Raw genomic sequence first — 14,539 nt, 5'->3', positions numbered from 1 at the left:
CCGCCCGCCGATACGGCAGCCCTTGGGGTGCATCGCCGTATCCGCCTCGTTTCCCGGGGTACTAACCGGTATCAGATACATGAGCTGACAACCGGCTGCAACGAATTCCCCATCAAACCAAAGGCCACGTCATAAAAATTCAACATAGCCTTTATATATACTAATATCGCTTTCTGTTGCGGTTGAAAGCCCCGAAATTACTTTTGCGGGTTCAAACAAACGTCAAAAAGCGGCGCGCCTCAATTCGCGGCGGCGCCTTCGATTTCCTGGCGCGAGGTCAGGATCTTGTCGATCACGCCCCAGTCCTTCGCCTCGTCTGCATCCATGAAGTGGTCGCGATCGAGGGTTTTTTCAACCTCTTCGAGCGTACGGCCCGTGTGCTTCACGTAGACTTCATTGAGGCGGCGCTTCATCTTGATGATGTCGCGGGCGTGGCGCTCGATGTCCGATGCCTGCCCCTGGAAACCGCCGGAAGGCTGGTGCACCATGATGCGGGCGTTCGGGGTTGCGAAACGCATTCCCTTTTCACCGGCAGCCAGAAGCAGCGAGCCCATGGAGGCAGCCTGGCCGACGCAGAGCGTGGAGACCGCAGGGCGGATGAACTGCATCGTATCGTAGATCGCCATGCCGGCGGTCACAACGCCACCCGGCGAATTGATGTAGAGCGCGATTTCCTTCTTCGGGTTTTCAGCCTCGAGGAAAAGCAGCTGCGCGCAGACGAGCGAAGCCATCTGGTCTTCCACCGGGCCGGTGAGGAAAATGATGCGTTCCTTGAGAAGACGGGAAAATATGTCGTAGGAGCGTTCGCCGCGATTGGTCTGCTCAACGACCATCGGCACCAGAGCCATGGCGGTATCAACTGGATTTTTCATGTCCGTCCTTTGTCAAACTCTGCCCTTCGCGAAAAACCGCTCCGGAATCACTTCTAACCTTCATACTCCCTACATAGAGTGTCCCTGCCCCGTACTTCAAGACACGAAGCCGCATATCCTTAACGGCTCAACAGCGTTTGCAGGCCTTTCGGGCCGAGGTTGACAGGGCTTTCGGACCGGGCGGCGCCAGCCGGGCCTCTTTCCCCGCTGCCACCATTTTTTTACTATGGCAGGCGACGACGGCAAAAATCGCCCGCCATGCACAGATATAACTTCTCACCGGCAAGAACTCGTTAGTATTTGCTGCCGATACTGGCCAGCGAATTTCCGGTTCCCTTTGGGGAATGGGCCCACCGGGCGAAATGGCAGCTCAACAATTCCAGCGGGCATAACGCACCTCGTGCGAAAGAGCCCGCTTTTATCGCATTATGGCGCAGATAGGATTTTGCAATGCTGGATGCAAAGACGAGCACGCTACTGTGGGCGGCGGAAACGTTCACCCTTGCCGTGCTTTTGGGAACGCTGTGGCTGCACCGCCCTTCCCGCCGGCATAATCTCTTTTTCGCCGCCGGTTTCCTCGCCACGGGCTTCGGCGCTGTCATGGTGGCGTTTCGCGGGGATATTTCCAGTTTTCTGTCCATCCAGGTCGGCAATACGCTCGCACTTTCCGCCTTCGGTTTCTGGCTTGCGGGCCTGCTGTGCTTCGAACAGCGGAAAATCGGCGGCTGGGTCGCCATTCCGGCTCTCCTGTGGATCGCCGGAATGTTCCTGCCGCCCGTGCGTGAAAACATGGTGGCCCGCATCCTGCTTTATCACGCCAGTGCGGCCACGGGTTATTTCATGCTCGCCGGCGTCCTTCTGGCCAGCAAGGCGCGCGCCTCACGCAGCCGCCGGGTTCTGGCCGCGATCCTGATCCTGCAGGCTTTTGCCGGGGCGTTCGTCGCATCCATCGTCATCCCCGTCAATGCCGCCATCCCCAACGCCATTCCCATGACATCGGCGCTTGCCCTCTCCGGCATGCTCGGCTTCACGGCCATCATCATGATCAGCGCCAAGATCATCATGGAGGATACGGAAAGCCGCCTCCATCGCCTCGCCATGACCGATCATCTGACCGGCGTTCTCAACCGGCGCGGCCTGCTGGAGGAGTTCGAGCGTATCAAGAAAAGGTCGCCGGCCTCCAGCCGTTACGTGGCTCTGGTGCTGTTCGATATCGACCATTTCAAGAAGATCAACGACAGATACGGCCACCAGTCCGGCGATGCGGTCCTCGTGCATTTTTGCAATATCGCCCAGCGCGCAATCGGCGATCGCGGCCTTTTCGTCAGGATGGGAGGCGAGGAATTCGCGCTGGTTGCCGAAGTCGAAAGCCCTTCCAGCACGGCGACGCTTGCGGAAGCCATCCGCAGCAATCTGCGCCTTTCGAAGATCAGTTCGCGCGGTGAAGCCATCGAGGTGACCACCAGCGTCGGCATATCGGAAGCCATGATCAAGGACGCCGACCTCAACACGATGATGACGGAAGCCGACCGCGCGCTTTATGCCGCCAAGAAGGCCGGGCGCAACCGGACCGTCATCCATGTCAATTCAGCCAATGTCGTCGTGCCCGCCTCGGACCGCGACGAAAATCCGATGGACAACAATGCCGACCGCCAGGTCGCGGCGCTGAACCGGATAGCCGCCATCGCCAGCCGATGACAATGTAACCACCCAGTGACAGGCATAGAGGTATCCGGAAGGGATTTCCCTCCCTTCCCAAAGCGCCGCGCGCGGAATAGACCATGGGCATGACAGCGACATTTCCGTTTCTCAAAATCGATCCCGCCACCCGCCGCATTTCCCTTGATGCCCGCGACCCGGCTTTCTACAGCGATCCGAACCCGGTCTATGCGGCCCTGCACGCTGAATGTCCCACCTTCTACTGGGAAGAACAGCGGCAATGGTTTTTCACCGGATACGACCACGTGAGCGCGCTGTTGCGCGACCGCCGCTTCGGACGGCAGATCCTGCATGTGGCAAGCCGCGAAGAGATCGGCCTGGCGGAGCCGCTGGAACATGTGAAGCATTTCGACGCTGCCGAGCAGCATTCGCTTCTGGAACTGGAACCGCCGGAGCACACGCGGCTGCGCACGCTCATCAACCGCGCCTTCGTGTCGCGGCACGTCGACAAGATGAAGCCGGAAATCGAGGAACTCGCCAACCGTCTGATCGACGCCTTCGAAAGCAAGGGCGAGACGGAACTGCTCTCTTCCTATGCCGATATCATTCCGGTGACGATGATCGCCCGCATGATCGGCATTCCCGAGGAGATGGGGCCGCAGCTTCTGAAATGGTCGCACGCCTATGTCGGCATGTATATGTTCAAGCGCACGCCGGAAGATGAGCTGCTGGCCGACAGGGCCGCGCATGAGTTTTCAGACTATGTGCGCAGCGTGATCGCCGAGCGGCGGGCGGAGCCGAAGGACGATCTGCTGAGCCACATGATCCATACGGAGCACAAGGGTCAGTATCTGACCGACGACGAGCTCATCTCCACCACCATCGTGCTGCTGAATGCCGGGCACGAGGCGACCGTGCACCAGATCGGCAATTCCGTGCGCATCATTCTGGAAAGCGGCATCTCCCCCAAGACGCTGTTTAACGACGATGCCGCCACGGAACGCACGGTGGAAGAAACCCTGCGCATCTGCGCGCCGGTGCATATTTTCCAGCGCTGGGTTCTGGAACCCGTCGAAATCGACGGCGTCGCGTTCAGGCGCGGCGACAAGGTCAGCCTCATCCTCGCCGCCGCCAATCTCGATCCGGCAAAATTTTCCGATCCCCTGACCTTCCGGCCGGACCGCAACGAGGGCGCCAACGTCTCCTTCGGCGCCGGCATCCATTTCTGCATCGGCGCGCCGCTGGCAAGGCTGGAGCTCAATCTTGCCCTGCCCCTGCTTTTCAAACGCCTGCCGGGCCTGAAGATCGCCGAGCCGCCCAGGGTCAAGGATGTCTATCATTTCCATGGTCTGGAGCGGCTCGATCTCAGCTGGTGAGATTTGGCCGGTAGAGCACTCGCAAGGATCATCCGGTTTCAGAGCCGGATGACATAATCCTTCCGCGTCGTCTCGACGACCTCCCACGTGCCCGTAAAGCCCGGACGCAGGATAACGCGGTCGCCCGGTCTCAGATCGCGCGGGGCACCGCCGTCTTCGGTCAGGATGGAATGGCCTTCGAGAATGTTGAAATATTCCCATTCGTCATAGACCACCCGCCATTTGCCGGGCGTGGACTGCCAGATGCCGGCATAGATGCCGCCCGGAGCTTCCTCGATATTCCATGTGGTGAATTTGGGATCGCCGGAAATCAGTCTTTCCGGGGCGGGTGCACCGTATTCCAGCTCGGCGATATCATCGAAGGACAGAAAATTCGTCATGACGTCCCCTGTCCGTCAAATATGGTTGGCCATACAGCTTTGCTCAATTCTGAGCGCTTCGTCAAACAGTCTTGGGTATTCCGGTTGGGCGTTACCGCCGAGGAAATGAGACGCCTACTCCATCTTCGTCCAGCCGAAAACCAGCCAGGTGTATTTCGACTTCTTGTCGGGTTCAGCGGTGTACGTCATCTGTATATCGCCGTTCTTCGCGTAGATATCGAGCCGGGGCGCGGTATCCAGCTTCAGCCACAGCGAACTCTTGTCAAAGGACCATGTGCCGCACCAGACGCATGAACCTGAGGGATCGCCGGGTTGATGAAAATTGTAGCGACCGTCCGCCGTGATCTCCAGATAATCAAACGCGGAGTAAAATGTCGTCACCGTTTCCTGGAACAGTGTCGCATCCGCTTCCTGCTGGGCGGCGGGCGCAGTCCTCATATCGCGCGGCGGGCGGCTGGTTGCACCGGTGAGCTTCCATTTTCCGACAAAATCCTGCTGCGTCGGGAAATACTCCGCCTCGGCCTTTGCCGGCGAAACCGAAGCTACGACCTGTATGTCAGCCACACCCGCAACCCCGATCGCAAGGAGAAGGGCGACAATACGGAGCATCCCGGTTCGGTCTTTCATATGGCGCATCTTTCGCGATGGGACGGCGGGGGCCTACACTCAAATCCGCTGCCGCCGAAAGCACCCTGTTTTCAGGGTTTTCCGGCGGCCTCTCAATCACACTTAAATATCACTGGGGGTCACGCGGTCACCAGACTCGCGTGAGCAACCACATCAGACCTTGGCGAGCGATTGCTCGAGATCGGCGATGATGTCCTTGACGTCCTCGATACCGACCGACAAGCGAACCACATCCGGCCCGGCGCCGGCGGCCGTCTGCTGTTCCGGTGTCAGCTGCGCATGGGTGGTGGAGGCCGGGTGGATGACGAGAGAGCGAGTGTCGCCGATATTGGCGAGATGGGAGAAGAGTTGCAGTCCTTCCACCAGCGCCTTGCCGGCCGCATAACCACCCTTGACGCCGAAGGTGAAGACGGAGCCCGCCCCCTTTGGCGAATAATGCTGCTGGATAGCGTGGTTGTCGCTGTCTTCCAGCCCCGCATAATGCACCCAGCCAACCTTGGGATGCGCCTTCAGCCATTTCGCGACGGCAAGCGCATTGTCGGAATGGCGCTGAACGCGCAGCGGCAGCGTCTCGATGCCGGTCAGGATGAGGAAGGCGTTGAAGGGCGAGATCGCCGGGCCGAGGTCACGCAAGCCAAGCACACGGCAGGCGATGGCGAAGGCGAAATTGCCGAAGGTCTGGTGCAGCACGACGCCGGAATATTCCGGCCGGGGCTGTGACAGCGCCGGATATCTGTCCGTCGCCGACCAGTCGAAGGTTCCGCCGTCCACGATGATGCCGCCCATGGAGTTGCCATGGCCGCCGAGGAATTTCGTCAGCGAATGCAGCACGATATCCGCGCCGTGTTCCAGCGGCCGCAGCAGATAGGGGCTCGCCATGGTGTTGTCGACAATCAGCGGCAGGCCATGCCGATGGGCAACATCGGCGATTGCGGCGATATCCACGAAATTTCCGCCCGGATTGGCAAGGCTTTCGATGAAGACGGCGCGCGTGCGCTCGTCGATCTGCGCCTCGAAGCTGGCCGGATCGGTGGCGTCGGCCCAGCGGACCTGCCAGTCGAAGCCCTTGAAGGCATGGCCGAACTGGTTGATCGAGCCGCCATAGAGCTGGCGGGCGGCGACGAAATTGTCGCCGGATTGCAGCAGCGTATGGAAGACCAGCAATTGCGCGGCATGGCCGGACGCGACGGCAAGCGCGGCCGTGCCGCCCTCAAGTGCTGCCACGCGCTCTTCCAGAACCGCCTGGGTGGGGTTCATGATGCGGGTGTAGATATTGCCGAACTCTTTCAGTCCGAACAGGGCGGCGGCGTGATCGGCGTCGCGGAAAGCATAGGCCGTGGTCTGATAAATGGGCGTGGCACGCGCGCCGGTGGTCGGATCGGGTTGCGCGCCCGCATGAACGGCCAGCGTCGAAAACCCGGGATTGCTGCTCGGCATGATGTTTCCTCCAATTGGAATTTCGGAGGGATCATAATGCCTTGCCGCCAAATGATAAGTCCGATCCGTACCAACTATCGCACAATATTGAGACGCGGATACTCAATTGCAGGGCAACGATCCATCACGACTTCCATACCGTAGGCTTCCGCCTTGGCGGCGGCATTGTCATCGCGAACGGAAAGCTGGCCCCAGATTACCGTTGGCCGCTCCGGCAGTAAGATGGCCTCCTCGACGATTGCCGACAAATATTCCGGCGCCCGGAAAACGTCGATCATGTCCACCGGCTCGGGAATATCGGCGAGTTTGGCATAGACCTTCTGCCCCAATATCTCCTTGCCTGCCTGGCCGGGATTGACCGGAAACACACGATACCCCCTGGACAGCAGGAAGCGCATCACGCCGTGGCTCGGCCTGTCCGGGTTGGGCGAAGCACCGAGCAGGGCGATGGTTTTGACATCGGTCAGAATTCTTCTGAGGTAGTCGGGCTCGTAACTATCATGCTGCATGTCAACTTATCCCTTCTGGCGCGTCGCATGGTTTGAAGAATACCAATGCAGCTGCGCCAATTAAAAGCGCCGCGAGCATAGCGTCTCCTGCATAATTCTACCGACACATACCTGACGCTACCGGTTGCGTCCGCCCTTCCATCTAGGAAGGTTCTTCGCTCTCTTTAACCCCTGCCCGGCTGAAAAATTGCCGCTGCGGCAGACACTTCGCCGCGCAGCGGCACGTTTTCGCCCACGCAAAATGATTTCACCAAACGCCGGAATGGCGGTTGTACTGACTATTTTTGTCCAGTTTTCAAAATGGTGCGAATTGGCGCAAATAAGGGCCAAAACAACATTAGCGTGCAATTCATGCGCTCTTCGTCTCCTGTTTGTTTTCATTCCGTTCACAGGAAAATTAGAGATATCTAATTTTCAGAGAGTTATTCTGCAAATCAAACTACATAGAAGTCTACAACGTTACAGATTACAGTTCATGGAAGATATGAAATTGTTTTTCACGCGCACCGTGGTCCGATTGATACATCTTGCGCCCAAAGCTTCACGGCGCACTGCGCACCAATATTTGACAAATTTGGTAGTATTTTCAGTGAAAATTCGCTTCGAGGCGAAACCAGAAGCTGTGCGTCGGACGCTCATGCCTCCATCTGGCGGATGAAATCATGAGCAGAACGTCATATGATGCCGGCGCAAAATCATTCCCCGGCGCCATGACATGCACAAAGCATAAATTTTACGCGCGTTGCAGTTTCCGCGGTGACCACATGCCGCTTGCGGGCGGTTTCCCGGGCGCAAAAAGCGTGCTCGAACAATCGGCAAAGGCTTGCCGCCCTCGCCGAAAATCGATTCCGGTTTTCAAGCCGATGCTGTAGGTTGCCCGAAGTAGCCCGTGAGCGAGTCTCTATTGTGACATTCGACATTCTTCTTCTGGTACTCCTGGGCGCGATGCTGCATGCCGGATGGAATGCGCTGGTCAAAGCCGGATCCGACAAATCGCTGGACGCCTCGCTGATCGCGGCGGGCGCGGCGGCCTGTTCGCTACCGTTTCTGCCTTTCCTGCCATTTCCCGCGCCGGTCGCCATTCCTTTCCTGATCGCTTCGGCCGTTTTGCAATTCGCCTATTTCCGGCTTGTCGCCGCCGCCTATACGATCGGCGACATCGGCCTTGTCTATCCCGTCATGCGCGGCGTGGCGCCCCTGATCGTCGCGGCGACGAGCAGCCTGTTCCTGAGCGAGATTTTAAGCCCGCTGGCCCTTGCCGGCATCGCCGTCATCTCCGGCGGCATTCTGACGCTCGCTTTCGAGGCGCGGCGCGGTGGCGGAAAGGCGATCATGGTCGCCCTGCTCAACGCCTTCGTGATCGCATCCTACACCTTCGTCGACGGTGTCGGCGCAAGGCTTTCCGGCAACGCAATCTCCTATACGCTGTGGATGTCGCTTCTGCCGCCCGTGCTGCTTTTCGGCTTTGCCTTCTACCAGCGCGGCGTGGGCCCGGTCGCGGACCATGTCCGGCGCAACTGGTGGCGCGGCCTGATCGGTGGCGGCGGCTCCATTCTCTCCTATGGTCTGGCGCTCTACGCCATGACCAAGGCGCCCGTCGCCGTGGTTGCGGCGCTCCGGGAAACCTCCATTCTCTTTGCGCTGGTGATCTCCGTGGTGATCCTGAAAGAACGTGCCAGCATCTGGCGTTATCTTGCCGGAGGCATCATTGCAGCGGGCGTTCTGGTGATGCGACTGGGATAAAACGGGGGCGCTGGATGAGGTAAAATAATACCCCATTATCAAGTCATTGTTTTTGCTATCTTATTTTTACACCCTCCAGAATCCGTCATATTGACGCTTTCGCCCGCGCACCGTATAAGCGCGCCAGATCGGATTCCAGCCGGAATAGGGTCATTTGCGGTTGCCTTTGACGGCAACCAAACCAAGCAACAAGAAACGCCCGTATGCTCTTTCATAAAGAGGATGACGGGTCCACATTAGAAAGTGAAATTCATGTCTACTTTCGTTCAGAAGCCTGCTGAGGTGGAGAAGAAGTGGGTCATCATCGACGCCGAAGGCCTCGTTGTTGGTCGCCTCGCCACCATCGTTGCAACCCGCCTGCGCGGCAAGCACAAGGCTACCTACACCCCCCACGTTGATGATGGCGACAACGTCATCGTTATCAACGCGGAAAAGGTTGCCTTCACCGGCAACAAGTACTCCGACAAGAAGTACTACTGGCACACCGGTCACCCGGGTGGCATCAAGGAGCGTACGGCTCGCCAGATCATCGAAGGCCGCTTCCCGGAGCGCGTCGTTGAAAAGGCCATCGAGCGCATGATCCCGCGCGGCCCGCTCGGCCGTCGCCAGATGAAGAACCTGCGCGTTTACGCCGGCTCGAACCATCCGCACGAAGCACAGCAGCCCACCGTTCTCGACGTGGCCGCGCTTAACAAGAAGAACGTAAGGAGCGCCTGATAAATGGCCGATCTTTCCTCTCTGAAAGACCTCGCCCCGGCATCGGAAGCTTCGGCTCCCGTGCATGTCCGCAAGGTTGATACCCTCGGCCGCTCCTACGCGACCGGCAAGCGCAAGAACGCCGTAGCCCGCGTATGGGTCAAGGCCGGTTCTGGCAAGATCATCATCAACGGCCGCGATTTCACCACGTATTTCGCACGTCCGGTTCTGCAGATGATCCTTCAGCAGCCGATCGTCGCCGCTGCCCGCACGGGTCAGTTCGACATCATCGCCACCGTTGCCGGTGGTGGTCTGTCCGGTCAGGCCGGCGCCGTTCGTCACGGTCTGTCCAAGGCCCTCACCTACTTCGAACCGAGCCTGCGCTCCGTTCTGAAGAAGGGTGGCTTCCTGACCCGCGACAGCCGCGTTGTCGAGCGTAAGAAGTACGGTAAGGCCAAGGCCCGCCGTTCGTTCCAGTTCTCGAAGCGCTAATCGCTTCTCAGAACGGCTCGTTCAGAACTTCGAAAGGCGGGGCCTCGGCTCCGCCTTTTTTTTATTTTGTCCCCGACGGCATCTTGAATTATTCCCTCAAGGGAATAATATTGCCTCATGAATTATGTCGTCGAGTATACGGACGAATTCGGAACATGGTGGGAAACGCTTGAAGAAAGCGAACACATCAGCATCGACGCTCATGTTCAGAAACTGGAAGAACGCGGCCCTCGACTGCCGTTCCCCTATTCGAGCGGCATTTATGGATCGCGTCACGCGCATATGCGCGAATTGCGAATCCAAAGTAGCGGAAAGCCGTTGCGGATTTTTTATGCCTTCGATCCCCGTCGAATGGCGATCCTCTTGATTGGCGGCGACAAGACGGGAGACAAACGGTTTTATGACCGCATGATCCCGATTGCCGACGACCTTTATGACGAGCATCTGGCCGAGCTTGAAAAGGAGAAACACAATGAGCGGTAGGCACAGTTTTGCGCGGTTGCGCAACCGGATGTCGGACGACGCGCGTGTTAAGTCGAAAGCCGAAGCAGATCGCCTGGAAGAAGAAATGGACCTTGCGGATGTTCGCAGGGCGCTGAAACTCTCGCAGGACGAAATAGCGCAGGCACTGGATATCGGCCAAAGCTCCGTCGCAAAACTGGAAAAGCGCGCTGATATGTATGTTGGGACCTTACGCCGGTTCATCGAGGCGATGGGCGGCGAACTTGAAATCGTCGCGCGCTTCGACGGCCGCGCGATCAAAATTCGCAACTTCGCCGATCTTGCAGAAAAGGCGGATAAATAATGCCCAGCAAAACCATCGACCATGCCTTCACCGCAACGACCCTGACATCGGCCGCCACCGACCCGACCCATGCGGGCGTCCTCTCCTTCATGCGGCGCAAATACACCAAGAACCTCAAGGGCGTATCGACGGCCATCTGGGGCATTCCTTTCGATGCGGCCACCTCCAATCGGCCGGGCGCCCGTTTCGGGCCGCAGGCGATCCGCCGCGCCTCGGCGATCTTCGACAATGACCCGCAATATCCCTTCGCGCGCGATCTTTTCGCCCATATGCCGACCATCGACTATGGCGACTGTCTGCTCGACTATGGCAATCACTGGAAAACGCCTGATACAATCGAAAAGGAAGCGCGCCGGATCATCTCCAAGACGGATTACCTGCTGACGCTCGGCGGCGATCACTTCATTACATGGCCGCTTTTGAAGGCGCATGTGGCCAAACATGGACCGCTGGCGCTGGTGCAGTTCGATGCGCATCAGGACACCTGGTTCGACGATGGCAAGCGCATCGACCATGGTTCCTTCGTGGCCCGCGCCGTGCGCGATGGACTGATTGATCCTGATCGGTCGATCCAGATCGGCATCCGCACCCATGCGCCTGACGATTTCGGCATTCGCATTCTCCACGGTTACGAGGTTGAGGAAATGCGGGCGGGCGACATCGCCTCGCTGATCGTCAAACACACGGCTGGGATGCCCGCCTATCTGACCTTCGATATCGATTGCCTCGATCCTGCCTTTGCGCCGGGAACCGGAACGCCGGTGGCCGGTGGGCCGACCAGCGCTAAAATTCTCTCCGTTCTGCGCGGGCTTGGCCAGCTCGATATTCGCGGCTCGGACGTCGTGGAAGTCGCGCCCGCATACGACCATGCCGATATTACCGCCATTGCCGGAGCCACCGTTGCAATGTATATGCTTGGCCTGCGCGCCGAACGGCTGGCCAAGGCCGGCTGATAAAGAAGCCGGCGCCTGCCAAACTGATTCCGATTACCCTCGCAACCCTTTGAAAAGTCAGGACAAGGACATGACAGCGAAGATCTTCATCGATGGCGAACACGGCACCACGGGTCTGCAGATCCGCACGCGCCTTGCCGGTCGCCGCGATATTGAGCTGCTGTCCATACCCGAGGCCGAGCGCCGCAATGCGGCGATGCGCGAGGATATGCTCAACAATGCCGACATTTCGATCCTCTGCCTGCCGGACGATGCTTCCCGGGAAGCGGTCTCGATGGTGGCCGGCAATAACAATGTCCGCATTATCGATACCTCGACCGCCTATCGCGTTCACCAGGACTGGGCCTATGGCTTTGCCGAAATGGACAAGGAACAGGGCGAGAAGGTTCGTTCCGCCCGTCTCGTCGCCAATCCGGGCTGCTACCCGACCGGCGCGATCGCCCTTCTGCGTCCGCTGCGCGCCGCAGGCCTGCTGCCCGACGGTTATCCGGTCAGCGTCAATGCGGTTTCCGGTTATACCGGCGGCGGCAAGCAGATGATCGCCCAGATGGAAGACCAGAGCCGCGATGACGCGATCAGCGCCAATAATTTCCTTTATGGCCTGACGCTCAAGCACAAGCACGTGCCGGAAATGACCATTCATGGCCAGCTCGACCGCGCACCGCTGTTTTCGCCTTCCGTCGGGCGTTTCCCGCAGGGCATGATCGTGCAGGTGCCGCTGTTTGCCGCCGACCTGAAGGAAGGCGCGACCGTGGAAACGATCCATGAGGCGCTGACTGCCCATTATGCGGGACAGGACATCGTCAACGTGGTGCCGCTTGCCGAAAGCAAGGGGCTCGCGCGCATCGACGCCGAGGAACTGGCAGGCAAGGACACGATGAAGCTCTTCGTCTTCGGTACGCCGGGCGGTGAGCACATCAACCTCGTCGCGCTGCTCGACAATCTGGGCAAGGGCGCATCCGGTGCTGCCGTGCAGAACATGGAACTGATGCTCTCCGCATGAGAGTTATCTCATGACCACCACCCCATCTTTTCCGGCCTCGTGGAATATCGAGGCCGCAAAACAGATTGCCGATACGCCGGCCGGGGTGGTTTACGAGCTTACGCGCGGCGACGGTTCCCTCGCCGTCGCCAAGGTTCTGAAACAGAGAGTACTGAAGGATAGCCTTCGCGGCGCGGATTTCATTAAATGGCGCGCCGGCATCGGCTGCGTGGAGCTGCTCGACCGCTCCGACGATATTCTGCTGATGGAACATGCCGGCACGGAGACCCTGCGCGACGTGCTGTTTCGCGACGGCAATGACAATGCCACCACGGAGATCGCCGCCGATGTCCTGCTCAGATATCATCAGCCATCGCAGCAGCCGCCGCCTTCAAGCCTGCTGACGCTGCCGCTCTATTTTGAGAGCCTGTTCCGCAAGGCCGAACAGGACCGTACTGACGGCGTGGACAGCCCCTATATCGAGGGCGCCGCGCTGGCGCAGGCACTGATCGACCGGCAGCGAGATATCAAGCCGCTGCACGGCGATCTGCATCACGAGAACATCATGCGCAGTGAACGCGGCTGGATCATCATCGACCCGGCCGGCCTGATCGGCGATGCGGCGCTCGATGTCGCCAACATGTTCTCCAACCCGCTCGACCGTTTCGACCTTACCCGCAGCGAGGCGCGCATCGCCTCCATGGCGGCGATTTTTGCGAAGGCTCTGCAACGGGACGAACGGCTATTGCTGCAATATGCCTTTGCCTATGGCTGCCTTTCTGCCGCGTGGCACGAAGAGGACGGCAATGCGGAGGAACGCGACAACGAACTCGCCGTCGCGGCCACCATCAAAACGGTGCTCGGGCAGTTCTAAGCCGCCTCAGTCCCTGACTTCGACCGCAACAGGCGCCGGATATTCGCCGATAAATCCGCGCCAGTGGGCAACGGCGAAACCGAGCACGATCAGCGCCATGCCCTGATGGGCGAGCGCGACATGAATATCCACATGCATGAGCAGCGTGGTGATGCCGAGCGCCGCCTGAATGGAGACGAGCACGAAGAACAGCACCGCGCGGCGGGCATGCGGTGTATTAGGCAAGGCGCGCGTCATAGACACCATATGCCACAGCGTGGCGGCAAACAGCGTATAGGCGCCGAGGCGGTGGACGAATTGCACCGTCTTGGGGTTCTCGAAGAGGTTGATCCACCAGGGCTGTTGCAGGAAGAGATCGCCCGGCACCAGCGAGCCGTCCATCAGCGGCCAGGTATTATAGGAGAGGCCGGCATTCAGCCCCGCCACCAATGCGCCGAGATAGATCTGGAAGAGACAGAGCACCGTCAGCAGCGCGGCAAAACCCCTGCCCGTCTTTTCGTCGGCGGCCTCGGGGGAATGATGCGACAGCCCGCGCAAAATCCACATGCAGCCCGCAAAGATGAGGCAGGCGATCGTCAGATGCGTGGCAAGGCGATATTGCGAGACATCCGTGCGGTTAACGAGGCCGGAGGACACCATCCACCAGCCGATGAAGCCCTGAAAGCCGCCCAGCGCCAGAAGGCCGACCAACGGCAGGCGCAAGCGCTTTTCGACGCGGCCGATGAGCCAGAAGAAGGCAAGCGGCAAAGCGAAGATGACGCCGATGGTGCGGGCAAGCAGGCGATGCGCCCATTCCCACCAGAAAATCGTCTTGAACTCGTCGAGCGACATGCCCTTGTTGATTTCCTGATATTGGGGAATGCGCTTGTAGAGCTGGAATTCCTCTTCCCATTCGGCGACTGAAAGCGGCGGAATGGCGCCGTGGATCGGCTTCCATTCGGTAATCGACAGGCCGGATTCGGTAAGCCGCGTGGCGCCGCCGACGAGGACCAAACAGAAGAGCGTGAAAAGCACGACGCGCAGCCAGATGCGCAGCAGGCGGCGGTCCTTCTCCTGTTTCTGCAGTGCAGCCTCCACCACCATTTCCGCAGAACCATTTGCCATCGTCATGCCGCTCGAACGCATCTTTCAGGT

Annotated in this window: 16 protein-coding genes; 10 read left to right on the top strand and 6 right to left on the bottom strand. The window is 59.2% G+C overall.

Translation table 11 applies throughout. The annotated features are described in order from the left end of the window. Positions 1-239 precede the first annotated feature (239 nt). Positions 240-872, bottom strand: a complete 633-nt coding sequence (gene clpP / locus PIB16_RS04480) for an ATP-dependent Clp endopeptidase proteolytic subunit ClpP (protein ID WP_003521529.1) — start codon at positions 870-872, stop codon at positions 240-242. A gap of 450 nt (positions 873-1,322) precedes the next feature. Here clpP and PIB16_RS04475 point away from each other — a divergent pair, with 450 nt between their 5' ends. Both PIB16_RS04475 and PIB16_RS04470 read left to right on the top strand, forming a co-directional pair. Further along, positions 1,323-2,570, top strand: coding sequence for a GGDEF domain-containing protein (locus PIB16_RS04475; protein WP_065653992.1), 1,248 nt, complete (start codon positions 1,323-1,325; stop codon positions 2,568-2,570). Between the two features lie 83 nt (positions 2,571-2,653). Beyond that, on the top strand, positions 2,654-3,907 hold the full coding sequence (locus tag PIB16_RS04470) for a cytochrome P450 (RefSeq protein ID WP_271045074.1): 1,254 nt from the start codon (positions 2,654-2,656) through the stop codon (positions 3,905-3,907). 38 nt (positions 3,908-3,945) lie between these two features. Here the strand turns inward: PIB16_RS04470 and PIB16_RS04465 are convergent, their stop codons facing one another. The 4 genes from PIB16_RS04465 to PIB16_RS04450 all read right to left on the bottom strand — a co-directional run bounded on the left by PIB16_RS04465 (position 3,946) and on the right by PIB16_RS04450 (position 6,860). Further along, positions 3,946-4,287: a cupin domain-containing protein gene (locus PIB16_RS04465; RefSeq protein WP_059752625.1), complete on the bottom strand. Its 342-nt coding sequence runs from the start codon at positions 4,285-4,287 to the stop codon at positions 3,946-3,948. A gap of 114 nt (positions 4,288-4,401) precedes the next feature. Then, entirely contained in the window at positions 4,402-4,914 is a 513-nt protein-coding gene (locus tag PIB16_RS04460; protein WP_271045073.1) for a hypothetical protein, read from the bottom strand. A gap of 153 nt (positions 4,915-5,067) precedes the next feature. Then, complete coding sequence (locus PIB16_RS04455; RefSeq protein ID WP_142844873.1) at positions 5,068-6,351, bottom strand: O-acetylhomoserine aminocarboxypropyltransferase; 1,284 nt, start codon at positions 6,349-6,351, stop codon at positions 5,068-5,070. Positions 6,352-6,425: 74 nt separating this feature from the next. After that, positions 6,426-6,860, bottom strand: coding sequence for a CoA-binding protein (locus PIB16_RS04450; RefSeq protein ID WP_125145969.1), 435 nt, complete (start codon positions 6,858-6,860; stop codon positions 6,426-6,428). A 906-nt stretch (positions 6,861-7,766) separates the two neighbouring features. Between PIB16_RS04450 and PIB16_RS04445 the strand changes: the two genes are divergently transcribed. The 8 genes from PIB16_RS04445 (at position 7,767) to PIB16_RS04410 (ending at position 13,405) form a co-directional block, all read left to right on the top strand. After that, positions 7,767-8,603 carry an EamA family transporter gene (locus PIB16_RS04445; RefSeq protein WP_080856254.1) on the top strand — a complete coding sequence of 279 codons (837 nt, stop codon included), beginning with the start codon at positions 7,767-7,769 and terminating at the stop codon, positions 8,601-8,603. A gap of 252 nt (positions 8,604-8,855) precedes the next feature. After that, positions 8,856-9,320, top strand: a complete 465-nt coding sequence (rplM, locus tag PIB16_RS04440) for a 50S ribosomal protein L13 (protein ID WP_003502335.1) — start codon at positions 8,856-8,858, stop codon at positions 9,318-9,320. Between the two features lie 3 nt (positions 9,321-9,323). Further along, a complete protein-coding gene (rpsI, locus tag PIB16_RS04435) occupies positions 9,324-9,791 on the top strand; it encodes a 30S ribosomal protein S9 (protein ID WP_271045072.1) in 468 nt (155 codons plus the stop codon). 117 nt (positions 9,792-9,908) lie between these two features. Next, positions 9,909-10,274 carry a type II toxin-antitoxin system RelE/ParE family toxin gene (locus tag PIB16_RS04430; RefSeq protein ID WP_020811160.1) on the top strand — a complete coding sequence of 122 codons (366 nt, stop codon included), beginning with the start codon at positions 9,909-9,911 and terminating at the stop codon, positions 10,272-10,274. 28 nt (positions 10,275-10,302) lie between these two features. Further along, complete coding sequence (locus tag PIB16_RS04425) at positions 10,303-10,596, top strand: XRE family transcriptional regulator (protein ID WP_271045071.1); 294 nt, start codon at positions 10,303-10,305, stop codon at positions 10,594-10,596. Then, positions 10,596-11,549 carry an agmatinase gene (speB, locus tag PIB16_RS04420; RefSeq protein ID WP_003521541.1) on the top strand — a complete coding sequence of 318 codons (954 nt, stop codon included), beginning with the start codon at positions 10,596-10,598 and terminating at the stop codon, positions 11,547-11,549. Before PIB16_RS04425 ends, speB begins: the two co-directional genes overlap by 1 nt. A gap of 70 nt (positions 11,550-11,619) precedes the next feature. Continuing rightward, positions 11,620-12,552 carry an N-acetyl-gamma-glutamyl-phosphate reductase gene (argC, locus tag PIB16_RS04415; protein ID WP_271045070.1) on the top strand — a complete coding sequence of 311 codons (933 nt, stop codon included), beginning with the start codon at positions 11,620-11,622 and terminating at the stop codon, positions 12,550-12,552. Positions 12,553-12,562: 10 nt separating this feature from the next. After that, positions 12,563-13,405 carry an aminoglycoside phosphotransferase family protein gene (locus PIB16_RS04410; RefSeq protein WP_271045069.1) on the top strand — a complete coding sequence of 281 codons (843 nt, stop codon included), beginning with the start codon at positions 12,563-12,565 and terminating at the stop codon, positions 13,403-13,405. A gap of 6 nt (positions 13,406-13,411) precedes the next feature. Here the strand turns inward: PIB16_RS04410 and PIB16_RS04405 are convergent, their stop codons facing one another. Beyond that, positions 13,412-14,515 (bottom strand): COX15/CtaA family protein, encoded by a 1,104-nt coding sequence (locus PIB16_RS04405; RefSeq protein ID WP_271045122.1) that lies wholly within the window; start codon positions 14,513-14,515, stop codon positions 13,412-13,414. Positions 14,516-14,539: the final 24 nt, after the last annotated feature.

The sequence above is a fragment of the Agrobacterium sp. ST15.13.015 genome (assembly GCF_027871645.1).
In the GTDB taxonomy this organism is placed as follows: domain Bacteria; phylum Pseudomonadota; class Alphaproteobacteria; order Rhizobiales; family Rhizobiaceae; genus Agrobacterium; species Agrobacterium leguminum.
This window is presented reverse-complemented; position numbering and strand designations above follow the sequence as displayed.

Coding starts and splice junctions, on each gene's coding strand:
- clpP (WP_003521529.1), bottom strand. CDS start 872: ATGAAAAATCCAGTTGATACCGCCATGGCTCTGGTGCCGATGGTCGTT.
- PIB16_RS04475 (WP_065653992.1), top strand. CDS start 1,323: ATGCTGGATGCAAAGACGAGCACGCTACTGTGGGCGGCGGAAACGTTC.
- PIB16_RS04470 (WP_271045074.1), top strand. CDS start 2,654: ATGGGCATGACAGCGACATTTCCGTTTCTCAAAATCGATCCCGCCACC.
- PIB16_RS04465 (WP_059752625.1), bottom strand. CDS start 4,287: ATGACGAATTTTCTGTCCTTCGATGATATCGCCGAGCTGGAATACGGT.
- PIB16_RS04460 (WP_271045073.1), bottom strand. CDS start 4,914: ATGAAAGACCGAACCGGGATGCTCCGTATTGTCGCCCTTCTCCTTGCG.
- PIB16_RS04455 (WP_142844873.1), bottom strand. CDS start 6,351: ATGCCGAGCAGCAATCCCGGGTTTTCGACGCTGGCCGTTCATGCGGGC.
- PIB16_RS04450 (WP_125145969.1), bottom strand. CDS start 6,860: ATGCAGCATGATAGTTACGAGCCCGACTACCTCAGAAGAATTCTGACC.
- rplM (WP_003502335.1), top strand. CDS start 8,856: ATGTCTACTTTCGTTCAGAAGCCTGCTGAGGTGGAGAAGAAGTGGGTC.
- rpsI (WP_271045072.1), top strand. CDS start 9,324: ATGGCCGATCTTTCCTCTCTGAAAGACCTCGCCCCGGCATCGGAAGCT.
- PIB16_RS04430 (WP_020811160.1), top strand. CDS start 9,909: ATGAATTATGTCGTCGAGTATACGGACGAATTCGGAACATGGTGGGAA.
- PIB16_RS04425 (WP_271045071.1), top strand. CDS start 10,303: ATGTCGGACGACGCGCGTGTTAAGTCGAAAGCCGAAGCAGATCGCCTG.
- speB (WP_003521541.1), top strand. CDS start 10,596: ATGCCCAGCAAAACCATCGACCATGCCTTCACCGCAACGACCCTGACA.
- argC (WP_271045070.1), top strand. CDS start 11,620: ATGACAGCGAAGATCTTCATCGATGGCGAACACGGCACCACGGGTCTG.
- PIB16_RS04410 (WP_271045069.1), top strand. CDS start 12,563: ATGACCACCACCCCATCTTTTCCGGCCTCGTGGAATATCGAGGCCGCA.
- PIB16_RS04405 (WP_271045122.1), bottom strand. CDS start 14,515: ATGACGATGGCAAATGGTTCTGCGGAAATGGTGGTGGAGGCTGCACTG.